Genomic DNA, 13181 nt, shown 5'->3' on the forward strand with positions numbered 1-13181 from the left:
AATCAGGAACGGGCGCGAATCTGCAAAGTCTGGGCGATACGGCCGACGGCGCCCTGCTCGTCGTAGAGCACTCCCGCACACATGCCGACGCCATCCGGACCGGTCGTGGTTTCGGCGGCGACACCGACCCACTCGCCCTCGGGCACACGGAAGATATGCACCGTGAGATCGGTGTTGAGGAACGTCCAGTGCTCAGGGTCGAGCTTGGCGCCGACGCCGTTGGAGATGTCGGCCACCGCGAACAAACGCTCGAGGGCAGACATCTTCTCGCCCTCGACCAGCTCGGGCTTGGGGCGCGCCCAGACCTTCCCGGTTCCCACGCACCCGATCGGAGCAATCCAGGACCAGTCGAGGGTCTTGAGGTAGCCGACGCTCCAGAGACCCTCGAGAACGCCCGGGGTGCCGCTGTCACGGGGTTCGAGCGGGGGATCGACTACGTGGACGACATCGCCGGTATCGACGGTCTCCATCCGCCATGCCGTACCGCGCGCAACCGCGCGGGCAGATCCGTCGGCGGTGGTTGCCCACAGCTCGGCGACGATCAATTCGATTCGGCGACCGGGGCGTTCGATCCACGACCGGACTTCGAGGTCGGCAATCGGAATGGGCCCGAGAATCTCGACGACGACGCGCGTCAGACGGGTTTCGTCGCGCGCACCGCACCGCTCGAGGGCTCGTACCAACAGCGCCGACGGGGGAGCACCGTGCTGCAGTGTCGGGCCCCAGATGCTGACAGTCGCCTGCGTGCTCGCGAACCGCTCGTGCCCTTCCTCCGTGGTTCCGAGGTAGCGGTAGTACGAACTGTCCGTCATGTTATGAATTCTCCTTTGCAGCAACAGGTTCAGTGCTCAGCAGGTCCGGCCAACCTGGATACGGCGGTGGTGTTCCGCCGAACGAGGGGCACAGTGACTTGTGATCGCACCAGTCGCACAGTTTGCCAGGCTTGGGTCTGAAGTCTCCGGTCGCACCTGCCGCGAGGATCGCCTTCCAAATGGCGGAGAGGGTCCGCTCGAATCGAATGAGCTCGTCGTGATCCGGGGCGTACGTGAGAATCGAGCCGGAGGCCAGATAGATCAGGCGCAGTTGCGCGGGAACGATTCCGCGAGTGCGCAGTAGTACGAGCGCGTAGAACTTCATCTGGAAGAGCGCTTTGGACTCGGTGAACTCGCGGGGTGCCTTTCCGGTCTTGTAGTCGACCACCCGCACCTCACCGGTCGGTGCAACGTCTATCCGGTCGACGAAGCCGCGGAGTCGAACGCCGTTCTCCAACTCGGTCTCGACGTAGACCTCGCACGCCTCGGCATCGAATCGAGTGGGATCTTCGAGCGTGTAGTACGTCGCGACGAGCTTGCCGACTTCGCCGAGAAACGCGTCCAGCTCGTCTTCCGGAATCAGATCAGCCGCTTCGGGAGACTCGGCACTGACACGTTCCCACGCGGGACGGACGAGTTCGGCTGCGCGATCGGGAACCCGGTGACCGGTGGGGAGTGCAAACAGCGCTTCCAGGGCCGCGTGGACGACGGTTCCTCTGACCTGGGCTCTGGTAGGTGTTTCCGGAATTCTGTCGACCGCTCGGAACCGGTAGAGCAGGGGGCATTGCTTGTAGTCACCCGCACGCGAAGGAGAGAGCGCCGGCCGACTACGCGGGCGCTCCTGTGATGTTGCACCCGTTGGAGTGGGGGTTGGCAATTCGACAGAGCTCACACCTGGCAGGCTATGCGGTTGGTCCGACAACTCCGTCGGAGCCGGTGGCGAGGACACCGGAAACAAGCGAACAGGGATCATCTGCGCATGGCGAACGAGCTGCAACCAGAAGAAGGCACGACCGAAGTGGATGAGGTTGTGCAGTCCGCTGTCGCCGAGATTCCCGAACAAGAGCTTCCGGAAGCTGATCTCACTGCGCCGGGCAAGCGGCCGTCGGGGCCGTTTCGCGTCGGCGACCGGGTCCAGCTGACCGACGGCAAGGGACGCCACTACACGATCGTTCTCGAGGCGAACCGCGAGTACCACACCCACAAGGGCGGAATCGTTCACAACGATTTGATCGGCGCCGACGAGGGCAGCGTCGTCAAGTCGGTCAACGGCACGCCCTACCTCGCCCTGCGCCCGCTACTGGTCGACTACGTGCTGTCCATGCCGCGCGGTGCACAGGTCATCTACCCGAAGGACGCAGCTCAGATCGTCCACGAAGGCGACGTGTTTCCAGGAGCACGCGTGCTCGAAGCCGGAGCCGGCTCCGGCGCACTGACGTGTTCACTACTGCGTGCCGTCGGACCCGAGGGCAAGGTCATCTCCTACGAGGTCCGCGACGATCATGCCGAACACGCGGTTCGCAACGTCGAGACCTTTTTCGGTGAACGTCCGCCGAACTGGGAACTGACCATCGCCGATCTGGCGGAGTTCGATCCGGAAGCGCACGGCGGCAAGGTCGATCGCGTCGTACTCGACATGCTGGCTCCATGGGACGTCCTGCCCGCCGTCTCGAAGGCGCTCGTGCCAGGCGGCGTGTTGATCGTCTACGTCGCGACCGTTACTCAGCTCTCGAAGGTCGTCGAAGCGATGCGTGAGCAGGAATGCTGGACCGAGCCACGGTCGTGGGAATCGATCGTGCGCGGTTGGCACGTCGTCGGATTGGCGGTGCGTCCCGAGCATCGGATGCAGGGCCACACCGCGTTCCTCGTGAGCGCTCGTCGTCTGGCCGAAGGAACGGTCACCCCGAAGCCGCAGCGGCGCGCGGGCAAGGGCTCGAACACGGCAGCCAAGTAGTCATACGAAAACAACAAGAGCGGCGATCCGGATACCGGATCGCCGCTCTTGTCGACGACGGCGACGTCTGCGGTTGCGGTCTGACCGTCGACCTTGACGTTGTCCACGTTGAACGTGATCGCGTAGGCCGGGTTACCGCCCAGCGCAGCACTCATCGTCTCGATGTTGGCCTGACGCTTGGTTCCGTCGACCACCAGAGCGGTCTTCTCCTCGATCGGCTTGGCCGGATCGATCAGAGCGACGAGCGAAGCGTTGAGCTCCTCGGCCGTCGGAGCCGTTGCGGCAGCGGCAGCAGGCGTCGTAGCGGAAGCCGAGGCCTTGGCCGTGGTGCTCGAGGCGGCGACCGAAGTCGAGCTGGCAGCCGTCGAATCCTTGTTGTCGTCCGAGCTGCATGCACCCATGGTCAGGACGGCAGCGACGGCACAAGCGCTGATGAGAGTCTTGCGGATGATCACAGCGTTACCTTTCGTTGTAAAGAGAGACAGGCGCTGTCTCCATCTTGTAGGCAAGGCTAACATGACCAAAACCTGGCTCGAGACCAGTCGGCACGGTCCGTACTCAGGTGTGAATTCGCACTCGCGCACCGTGTCTGGCGACACTTGGGGCCTTATGCCGGTAGCGTTGATGGATCGCACTGGGAGGAGACGCACATGAGCTCGACAGAGAACCCGGATTCGGTTGCGGCAGCAGAAGAACTCCACGCGCTACGAGTGGAAGCACAAGTACTGCGCCGACAACTTGCACAATCGCCGGAGCAGGTGCGTGAGCTGGAGTCGAAGGTGGACTCGCTGTCCATCCGAAACAGCAAGCTGATGGACACCCTCAAGGAGGCCCGTCAGCAGCTCATCGCACTTCGTGAAGAAGTCGACAGACTCGGTCAGCCGCCGAGCGGTTACGGAGTCCTTCTCTCGGTACACGAGGACAAGACCGTCGACGTGTTCACGTCGGGTCGCAAGATGCGATTGACGTGTTCACCGAACATCGACACGGACACCCTTGCCCTCGGACAGACGGTGCGCCTCAACGAGGCACTCACCATCGTCGAGGCGGGCACCTACGAGCAGGTCGGTGAGATCAGCACGCTCCGTGAGGTACTCGACGACGGCTTGCGCGCACTGGTGGTCGGTCATGCCGACGAAGAGCGCATCGTCTGGCTCGCAGCGCCGTTGGCAGCCGTCTTCGCCGACCCCGAAGCCGACATCATCGCGTACGACGCCGATTCTCCGACCAGGAAACTGCGTCCGGGCGACTCGTTGCTCGTCGACACCAAGGCCGGGTACGCCTTCGAGCGCATCCCGAAGGCCGAGGTCGAAGATCTGGTTCTCGAGGAAGTTCCGGATGTTCACTACGACGACATCGGTGGTCTCGGGCGTCAGATCGAACAGATCCGTGATGCCGTCGAACTCCCGTTCCTCCACAAGGACTTATTCCACGAGTACTCGCTGAGGCCGCCGAAGGGTGTACTGCTCTACGGGCCGCCTGGTTGCGGTAAGACGCTCATCGCCAAGGCCGTCGCCAACTCGTTGGCCAAGAAGATCGCCGAAGCTCGCGGTCAGGACAGCAAGGACGCCAAGTCCTACTTCCTGAACATCAAGGGCCCGGAACTTCTGAACAAGTTCGTCGGCGAAACCGAGCGTCACATCCGGATGATCTTCCAGCGTGCTCGTGAGAAGGCGTCCGAGGGGACGCCGGTGATCGTCTTCTTCGACGAGATGGACTCGATCTTCCGTACCCGTGGTTCGGGAGTCTCTTCCGACGTGGAGACAACGGTCGTTCCGCAGCTGCTCAGCGAGATCGACGGTGTGGAAGGGCTCGAGAACGTCATCGTCATCGGCGCTTCCAACCGTGAGGACATGATCGACCCGGCCATCCTGCGTCCGGGCCGACTGGACGTGAAGATCAAGATCGAGCGCCCCGACGCGGAATCCGCTCAGGACATCTTCTCGAAGTACCTGGTGGACGGTCTGCCGATCAATGCGGACGACCTCGCCGAGTTCGGTGGCGATCGCACCGCATGCTTGAAGGCGATGATCGTTCGTGTCGTCGATCGCATGTACGCGGAGAGCGAAGAGAATCGTTTCCTCGAGGTCACCTACGCCAACGGCGACAAGGAAGTTCTGTTCTTCAAGGACTTCAACTCGGGTGCGATGATCCAGAACATCGTCGACCGCGCCAAGAAGTACGCGATCAAGTCGGTACTCGACACCGGTGCTCCTGGCTTGCGTGTGCAGCACCTCTTCGATTCCATCGTCGACGAGTTCGCCGAGAACGAGGATCTGCCCAACACCACCAATCCTGATGACTGGGCACGTATTTCGGGCAAGAAGGGTGAGCGGATCGTCTACATCCGCACTCTCGTCACCGGTAAGAACGCCAGTGCCAGCCGCGCGATCGACACAGAGTCGAACACGGGCCAGTACCTGTAGCGAAACGAACACCGATCGGGCCGGCCACTCCTCGGGAGTCGTCGGCCCGATCTGTGCGTCGCTGCCGTTCCCTCCGTTGCGATTGGACCGGTCGGTCGTGCTGGTTTAGAGTCCCGCCGTGCAGATACATCTTCGACACAATCCGTCGTCCACTGTCGCTCGCTGCTACCTCGCGCCCGGCGAACCGCTGCGCGTGGAGAGCGGGGCAATGCTCGCGCATTCCGCCGGCGTAGTTCTCGAAGCGAAGGCGCAGGGCGGCGTCCTGCAGGGACTCAAGCGGTCGATGCTCAGTGGGGAGTCGTTTTTCGTCACGACGTATACCGCTCCGCCGCAAGGTGGTTGGGTCGACGTGACCGGCGTGCTTCCCGGCGATCTGATCCCACTGACCATCACGTCCGATCGCCCGTTCTTCCTCAACCGTGGAACCTGGTTGGCCAACTCCTACGGCGTGACCGTCGAGTCCAAGTGGGGAGGCATGTCCAACCTCTTCGGCGGTGAGGGTGGATTCGGTTTGCGGGCAAGTGGCGACGGTGAAGTAGTGCTGGCCGTCTACGGCGCGATCGACGTCATCGACTTGCAGCCAGGCGAGACGGTCACGATCGATACCGGTCACGTGGTCGCCTACGACCTCGGGATGAACTTCAACATGCGGCGCGCCGTTCAGGGGCGCACCATTCAGTCGATGAAGTCCGGTGAAGGGTTTGTCTTCGACTTCACCGGCCCAGGACGCGTTCTCGCGCAGACCCGCAACCCCAGCGCGTTTGCTGCTTGGCTCTCGGCGATCACCCCGGGCTGATCACGGTCGCGGCAGTGTTCAGTCGCAGCAGTGTTCAGTCGCAGCGGTGTTCAACTCCAGCGGTGTTCAGCTCCAGCAATAGTCGGCCAGCAGCGCGCGTGAGTCCGGAACGAACGGCCACGACGGGTCCTGCAGGTGGGCGCCGAGTTCTTTCGGCGTCCACCACCAACCTTCGGCGATCTCGCTGGGTTGATGTGCCATCGGTCCGTCGTATCTGAGTTCGAACGCAAACAGGTGACAGCGCAACGGAGAGTTGTTCCACTCGCCGTCCCAGGAGATTCGAGCGATCTCCGTCAGTTGGAGTGGCTGATCTGCTGTTCCGAAGATTCCGAGTTCTTCACCGACTTCACGGATCGCGGTTTCCTGCGGCGTCTCACCTGGATCAACGACACCTCCGGCAAGACAGTCGTGATAGCCCCCGAACACCGCTTTCGTGTCGGTTCGGCGATGGACGTAGATGCGGGAGCCGTCCCCGGTGCGAACCAGGACGCCCGCACTCGCGTGCCAGAGCCCACCCGAGTAGACGACGGAACGTGGTGCTCGGCCGATCGGATTACCCGTCCGGTCGTACACGGCGACTACCTCGTCCGCGGGATTCAGGTCTGCGGTGAGAGGTTGGTGCATTCCTCCAACTGTGCCACGCCTGTGGGTGCCGCGCCGCAATCACATAGGCTCTTGTGTCATGCAGCGGATCATCGGTGTCGAGGTCGAATACGGAATATCTTCACCCAGTGAGCCGTCGGCGAATCCGATTCTCACTTCAACCCAGGCGGTGCTTGCCTACGCCGCCGCAGCGGGCGTGCCACGGGCCAAGCGCACACGCTGGGATTACGAGGTCGAATCTCCGCTGCGAGATGCCCGAGGCTTCGATCTGGGGCGAATGAGCGGGCCCGCACCGGTCATCGACGCTGACGAGATCGGCGCCGCGAACATGATTCTCACCAACGGGGCACGGTTGTACGTCGACCACGCCCATCCTGAGTATTCGGCCCCCGAGGTCGCCGACCCGCTCGATGCCGTGATCTGGGACAAGGCCGGCGAACGAGTGATGGAGGCAGCTGCGCGGCACGCCTCCAGCGTGCCGGGTGCCCCACGGTTGCAGTTGTACAAGAACAACGTCGACGGCAAGGGTGCGTCGTACGGCACGCACGAGAACTACCTCTGCTCGCGTGACACCCCGTTCGCCTCGATCGTGACCGGCTTGACGCCGTTCTTCGCGTCCAGGCAGGTGATCTGCGGTTCCGGTCGTGTGGGTCTCGGTCAGTCCGGCGACGAGGCCGGATTCCAGCTTTCGCAGCGATCCGACTACATCGAGGTCGAAGTAGGCCTCGAGACCACGCTCAAGCGCGGAATCATCAACACCCGCGACGAACCGCACGCGGATGCGGACAAGTACCGCCGGCTGCACGTCATCATCGGTGACGCGAACCTCGCGGAGATGTCGACCTACCTCAAGGTGGGAACAACCGCGCTGGTACTCGACCTGATCGAGGCGGGCGTCGACCTCACCGATCTGCAACTGGCACGTCCGGTCACAGCCGTCCACCACATCAGCCACGACCCCACCCTTCGCAAGACCGTTGCGCTGGCCGACGGTCGCGAACTGACGGGGCTTGCGCTGCAACGTATTTACCTCGAACGTGTCTCGAAGTTCCTCGATCGCGAGGCGGATCGTGATCCGCGAGCGGACGATATCGTCGCCAAGTGGGCGATGGTTCTCGATCTCCTCGAGCGCGATCCCATGGAGTGCGCGAACATCCTCGACTGGCCGGCCAAACTGCGTCTGCTCGAAGGTTTCCGCAATCGTGAGGGACTCGCGTGGTCGGCTCCGCGATTGCATCTGGTGGATCTGCAGTACTCCGACGTGCGACTCGACAAGGGCCTCTACAACCGTCTGGTTGCTCGCGGCTCCATGGAGCGGCTTGTCACCGAACAGCAGGTTCTCGACGCGGTCACGAACCCTCCCACCGACACTCGCGCATACTTCCGTGGCGAGTGCTTACGCCGATTCGGTGCCGATATCGCGGCCGCGAGCTGGGATTCGGTCATCTTCGATCTCGGCGGCGAGTCGTTGATCCGCATCCCCACCCTAGAGCCGCTTCGAGGTACCAAAGCGCACGTCGGAGCGTTGCTCGACTCCGTTGACAGCGCCGCGGAACTGGTTGATCAGCTCACTCACTGAAACAGCCGATGCGGCTCGCCGTCGCGTCTCTCCACACCTGACGGTGCCGCTCGGTAGGGTGAAGGTCCGAGCGGGATCAGTTACCGACTCTGCTGGGCCGAACAGGATGCTCGCGAGAGCTCCCTTCACACAAGGAGGTCGACGGCGATGGCTCAAGAACAGACGCAGCGTGCCGGTGGCGGCGAAGACGACGAAACCACTGGTGGCGACGGCAGTGCCGGCCAGGAACGTCGTGAGAAGCTCGCTGCAGAAACCGACGACCTGCTCGACGAGATCGACGACGTGTTGGAAGAGAACGCCGAGGACTTCGTCCGTGCCTATGTCCAGAAGGGCGGCCAGTGACGGTGGATCGCGCGCCCCGGATCACCGACGGGGACACACGGTTGAGCTTCGGCTCGAATCTGTCGTCATTCTCGGAATACCTTCGGGTGCATGCACCGGAGCATCTTCCGCAGAACCGCTTCGCCGACACAGGAGGTGTTGTCATGGGCGGGGGAGACGTAGCTCCGCACGGCACCACCATCGTCGCGATCAGCTATGCGGGTGGAGTTCTGCTCGCGGGTGATCGCCGAGCGACGATGGGCAACCTCATCGCCAGCCGTGACGTGCAGAAGGTGTACGTCACGGACGACTACTCGGCTGCGGGTATCGCCGGTACGGCCGGGATCGCAATCGAACTGGTCCGGCTCTTCGCGGTCGAGCTCGAACATTACGAGAAGATCGAAGGCGTCCCACTCACGTTCGACGGCAAGGCCAATCGACTTTCGTCGATGGTTCGAGGAAATCTCGGAGCAGCGATGCAAGGTTTGGCGGTCGTGCCATTGCTCGTGGGTTACGACCTGGACGCGGTCGATCCGTCGAGGGCCGGTCGCATCGTCTCCTACGACGTCGTCGGTGGGCGATACGAGGAGCGCGCGGGCTATCACGCAGTCGGATCCGGTTCCCTGTTCGCGAAATCGGCGCTCAAGAAGCTGTATTCCCCGGGAATCGACGAGGACACCGCGCTTCGGTTCGCGGTCGAGGCGCTGTACGACGCGGCAGATGACGATTCGGCTACCGGTGGTCCTGATCTGACACGCGGGATCTATCCGACAGCGGTCACCATCACCTCGGCCGGTGCCGTGGAGTTGTCGACGGCCAAGGCTGCCGAGATCGCAAGGGAGATCGTCGCGGCTCGTACTGCGACAGCGAGTCCGGAAGGGGAGTCTGCGCTATGACGATGCCGTACTACGCATCAGCCGAACAGATCATGCGCGATCGTTCGGAATTGGCGCGCAAGGGAATTGCCCGCGGACGCAGCGTCGTCGTTCTCACCTACCGCGACGGAGTGCTCTTTGTCGCCGAGAACCCGTCGAGGGCGCTGCACAAGGTCAGTGAACTGTACGACCGTCTCGGATTTGCGGCAGTGGGCAAGTACAACGAGTTCGAGAATCTGCGCCGCGCGGGCATCGTCCACGCCGACATGCGTGGGTACTCGTACGACCGTCGGGACGTCACGGGGCGTTCCCTCGCCAATGCGTACGCACAGACCTTGGGAACGATCTTCACCGAGCAGCCCAAGCCGTACGAGGTCGAGATCTGCGTTGCCGAGATCGGCCGTTTCGGGAGTAGTACGCCGGCTCAGCTCTACCGGATCACGTACGACGGTTCCATCGCGGACGAGCAGGAATTCGTGGTCATGGGCGGTACAACCGAACCGATCGTGACGGCGATGCGCGAGTCCTACCAGCGAGACCTCGACCTCGAATCCGCGGTGCGGCTCGCGGTTGGGGCGCTTCAAAAGGGCGGTCCGGCGCCGGCCGGAACCACTGAGGCGGAACCGCGAACACTCGATGTGAGTGCACTCGAGGTTGCCGTTCTCGACAGCAACCGTCCACGCCGTGCGTTCAAAAGAATCGCTGGTTCGGCATTGGAAGAGATGCTTCCAACTCCGGCAGCAACTGAGGACGCGCCGCCGGCAAACGGCGACGCACCCTCGTAGTTGCTGCGTCGGTCTGGGAGTTACTGCAGGTCTGGAGTTACTGAGTGATTCTGTAGACGGCCACCGCGCCCGGTTCGGTGTCGAAATCGAACCGGCGCGCGTCTGCCACCACTTCACCGTCGGTGGCGATGGCGACCGGTGAATCGGCCACTCGAACCGACATCGAGGACACGAGTTCGCGAACGTAGACCCGCGAGCTGCCCAATGTTCCTGTGGCAGCAGCAAACAGCAGGCGTGAACGCGAGAACTTCTTGTCCGCGCGCAAGTAGCGGACGTCGAGCAGTCCACGGTTCATCTCCGGGCGCGACATCGGCACCTGATCAGCGGGGGAGTATCGCCCGTTTCCGACGAAAAGCATCCAGATGGTGGTCCGCTTCCCGTCGATGGTGACAGTCATCGGCTCTGCCGCTGCGAGAACCCGGATCATTGCAGCACCAGCGGCCGGCCACTTACCGAAACGCGGTTCCCACTTTTCCCTCAGACGCACAGCGTCCGGGTATCCGCCCAGGCTGGCTGTGTTGAGAAACCGTGCAGTCACTCCGGAATCCGTGCGCACCACCGCGTGGTCGACAAATGCCGCCTGACCGGACTCGACTGCCTGTGCGGTTTCCTCGACATTCACCGCCCCGACGTCGCGGGCGAAATGGTTCAACGTTCCGCCGGGAAAGACGGCAAGTGGTAGCTCGTGCTTTGTCGCCGCGGTCGCGACCGTGACCACTGTTCCGTCGCCGCCGCATACTCCTAACGCTTTCGGCGAGAGTTCGGGGATCTTGGCATCGATCTGCATGTCGAAGTCGATGTCCGCGTCGAACTCGTAGACGATGGCTTCCGGTAGCAGTTCTCGAATCGATTCCACGATCCCGTCGTCCTCGGAGCCTGAACCAGGATTGGTGAAGACCAACAAGCCTTCTCCGCGCGCGAGCGCGGGAACCACGCACTCGGGTCCGAGTTCGGCGGGTTCTTCGTCCCGCACCGCCCACCAACGACGCGTGCCGGCAGCGATTGCGCCGCCGACCGCGAGGCCTGCGAAGACGTCGGACGGCCAGTGCACTCCGTTGTGAACGCGTGAGTACGCCACTGCTGCGGCCAGTGGCGCGAGTGCGGCGCCCGCCGCCGGGGACTCCATGGCCACTGCCGCGGTGAATGCCGCGGCCGAAGACGAATGCCCGGAGGGGAACGAGGACGACGTCGGAATGTCGACGCCTCGCTTCGGGCTCAGCCAGACACGCGCCGGTGGGCGCCGGCGGGGGAAGAGGGGCTTGAGTATGCCGTTGGCCAGCGCGCTCGAACCTGCCAGCGCGAGCATCCCACGTGCCGCTGCCCTCCTGGGGCGGCCACCGATCATCGCGAGCAAGGCTGCGACAACCATCCACAAAACGCCGTGATCGGCAGCTCTGGAGAGAAACCGCATGGTCGGGTCGAGCACGGAAGGGCGCAGTGCTCCAGTGCTTTCCATGACTTTGACGTCGCTTCGGACAACTTTTCGGCGAATAAGGCTCACACCGTCACACTATGCCGCCGCCCGACGTTGTCGAGTCGTGACTTACGACGCGATCGAAGTACACGGGTGAACCTCGCATTCTGGTTGTAGTGTCGAAGTGTGCAGAGACGAATCATGGGTATCGAGACGGAATTCGGCGTTACCTGCACCTTTCACGGGCACAGGCGACTGAGCCCCGACGAGGTTGCTCGTTACCTCTTCCGTCGTGTCGTGTCGTGGGGTCGCAGCTCCAATGTCTTCCTCCGTAACGGAGCCCGCTTGTACCTGGATGTGGGTTCGCACCCGGAGTACGCGACCGCAGAGTGCGACAGCCTCATCCAGTTGGTCAATCACGACCGTGCCGGTGAGCGAGTGCTCGAAGAACTGCTGATCGACGCCGAGGCGAGACTCGCCGAGGAGGGGATCGGCGGCGACATCTACCTCTTCAAGAACAACACCGACTCGGCCGGAAACTCGTACGGATGCCACGAGAACTTTCTCGTCGCGCGCGCCGGTGAGTTTTCCCGCATTTCGGATGTCTTGTTGCCGTTCCTCGTCACGCGCCAGTTGATCTGCGGTGCCGGCAAGGTGCTGCAGACGCCGAAGGCCGCGACGTTCTGCCTCTCGCAGCGCGCGGAACACATCTGGGAAGGTGTCTCGTCGGCGACCACTCGCTCGCGTCCGATCATCAACACCCGCGACGAACCGCATGCCGACGCCGAGAAGTACCGCCGACTGCACGTGATCGTCGGCGATTCGAACATGGCCGAAACAACGACGATGCTCAAGGTCGGTTCTGCAGCACTCGTGCTCGAGATGATCGAAGCCGGGGTTTCGTTCCGCGATTTCGCTTTGGACAACCCGATTCGTGCCATCCGCGAGGTGAGTCACGACGTGACGGGTAAAAAGCCTGTCCGTCTAGCTGGTGGTCGTCAGGCCAGTGCCCTCGACATTCAACGCGAATACCACGCCAAGGCAGTCGAACACCTGCGTAACCGCGAACCGGACCCGCAGGTCGAGCAGGTAGTCGACCTGTGGGGTCGCACCCTCGATGCCGTCGAAGCTCAGGATTTTGCGAAGGTCGACACGGAGATCGACTGGGTCATCAAGCGCAAGCTGTTCCAGCGTTACCAGGACCGTCACGGTTTCGACCTGTCCGATCCCAAGATCGCGCAGCTCGACTTGGCGTACCACGACATCAAACGCGGCCGGGGTGTCTTCGACGTGCTGCAGCGCAAGGGCTTGGTCAAGCGGGTCACCGAGGACGAGACGATCGACGATGCCGTCGAGAATCCGCCGCAGACCACGCGCGCTAAATTGCGAGGCGACTTCATCACTGCAGCCCAGGCCGCAGGCAGGGACTTCACGGTCGACTGGGTTCACCTCAAGCTCAACGATCAGGCGCAGAGAACGGTGCTGTGCAAGGATCCGTTCCGTTCCGTCGACGAGCGTGTCGAGCGTTTGATCGCTTCGATGTAGGTCACCCATTTTCACGATTTACAACACGGCAGGTCTGTTTTGCGGCGACGCGCCGGGCACGAAAGTGTCCG

General features: G+C 62.8%; 12 protein-coding genes and 1 pseudogene. 8 read left to right on the plus strand and 5 right to left on the minus strand.

Annotated features, from left to right (window positions below):
- Positions 1–2 precede the first annotated feature (2 nt).
- Positions 3–812 (minus strand): thioesterase family protein, encoded by an 810-nt coding sequence (locus AC1DWA_RS19570; protein WP_003944950.1) that lies wholly within the window; start codon positions 810–812, stop codon positions 3–5.
- A 1-nt stretch (position 813) separates the two neighbouring features.
- On the minus strand, positions 814–1704 hold the full coding sequence (locus AC1DWA_RS19575) for a RecB family exonuclease (RefSeq protein WP_370627683.1): 891 nt from the start codon (positions 1702–1704) through the stop codon (positions 814–816).
- A 138-nt stretch (positions 1705–1842) separates the two neighbouring features.
- On the opposite strand from AC1DWA_RS19575, the gene AC1DWA_RS19580 reads away from it, so the two are divergent.
- Positions 1843–2766: a tRNA (adenine-N1)-methyltransferase gene (locus tag AC1DWA_RS19580; protein ID WP_007729892.1), complete on the plus strand. Its 924-nt coding sequence runs from the start codon at positions 1843–1845 to the stop codon at positions 2764–2766.
- Positions 2767–2831: 65 nt separating this feature from the next.
- Here AC1DWA_RS19580 and AC1DWA_RS19585 read toward each other — a convergent pair.
- Positions 2832–3284, minus strand: a pseudogene (locus tag AC1DWA_RS19585) (MTB12 C-terminal domain-containing protein); the annotation flags it as partial.
- Between the two features lie 132 nt (positions 3285–3416).
- Between AC1DWA_RS19585 and arc the strand changes: the two are divergent.
- Together arc and AC1DWA_RS19595 are read left to right on the plus strand one after the other, a co-directional pair.
- Complete coding sequence (gene arc / locus AC1DWA_RS19590) at positions 3417–5192, plus strand: proteasome ATPase (RefSeq protein WP_003944870.1); 1776 nt, start codon at positions 3417–3419, stop codon at positions 5190–5192.
- Positions 5193–5310: 118 nt separating this feature from the next.
- Entirely contained in the window at positions 5311–5988 is a 678-nt protein-coding gene (locus AC1DWA_RS19595) for a TIGR00266 family protein (RefSeq protein ID WP_003944961.1), read from the plus strand.
- A gap of 66 nt (positions 5989–6054) precedes the next feature.
- Here AC1DWA_RS19595 and AC1DWA_RS19600 read toward each other — a convergent pair whose 3' ends face one another.
- The gene (locus tag AC1DWA_RS19600) at positions 6055–6612 is read right to left on the minus strand and encodes an NUDIX hydrolase (protein WP_020969670.1); all 558 of its coding nucleotides are present in this window, start codon (positions 6610–6612) and stop codon (positions 6055–6057) included.
- Between the two features lie 58 nt (positions 6613–6670).
- On the opposite strand from AC1DWA_RS19600, the gene dop reads away from it, so the two are divergent.
- The 4 genes from dop (at position 6671) to prcA (ending at position 10151) form a co-directional block, all read left to right on the plus strand.
- Positions 6671–8170, plus strand: a complete 1500-nt coding sequence (dop, locus tag AC1DWA_RS19605) for a depupylase/deamidase Dop (protein ID WP_019748516.1) — start codon at positions 6671–6673, stop codon at positions 8168–8170.
- Between the two features lie 147 nt (positions 8171–8317).
- Entirely contained in the window at positions 8318–8512 is a 195-nt protein-coding gene (locus tag AC1DWA_RS19610; RefSeq protein ID WP_003944925.1) for a ubiquitin-like protein Pup, read from the plus strand.
- Positions 8509–9387: a proteasome subunit beta gene (gene prcB / locus AC1DWA_RS19615; RefSeq protein ID WP_019748515.1), complete on the plus strand. Its 879-nt coding sequence runs from the start codon at positions 8509–8511 to the stop codon at positions 9385–9387. The genes AC1DWA_RS19610 and prcB overlap by 4 nt, the downstream gene beginning before the upstream one ends.
- Positions 9384–10151 (plus strand): proteasome subunit alpha, encoded by a 768-nt coding sequence (gene prcA / locus AC1DWA_RS19620; protein ID WP_019748514.1) that lies wholly within the window; start codon positions 9384–9386, stop codon positions 10149–10151. Before prcB ends, prcA begins: the two co-directional genes overlap by 4 nt.
- Positions 10152–10188: 37 nt before the next feature.
- Here the strand turns inward: prcA and AC1DWA_RS19625 are convergent, their stop codons facing one another.
- Positions 10189–11607 carry a phosphatase PAP2 family protein gene (locus tag AC1DWA_RS19625; RefSeq protein WP_021344323.1) on the minus strand — a complete coding sequence of 473 codons (1419 nt, stop codon included), beginning with the start codon at positions 11605–11607 and terminating at the stop codon, positions 10189–10191.
- Between the two features lie 144 nt (positions 11608–11751).
- Between AC1DWA_RS19625 and pafA the strand changes: the two genes are divergently transcribed.
- The gene (gene pafA, locus AC1DWA_RS19630; RefSeq protein ID WP_007729869.1) at positions 11752–13110 is read left to right on the plus strand and encodes a Pup--protein ligase; all 1359 of its coding nucleotides are present in this window, start codon (positions 11752–11754) and stop codon (positions 13108–13110) included.
- Positions 13111–13181 lie beyond the last annotated feature (71 nt).

Source organism: Rhodococcus sp. P4_F3_2 (assembly GCF_056401335.1).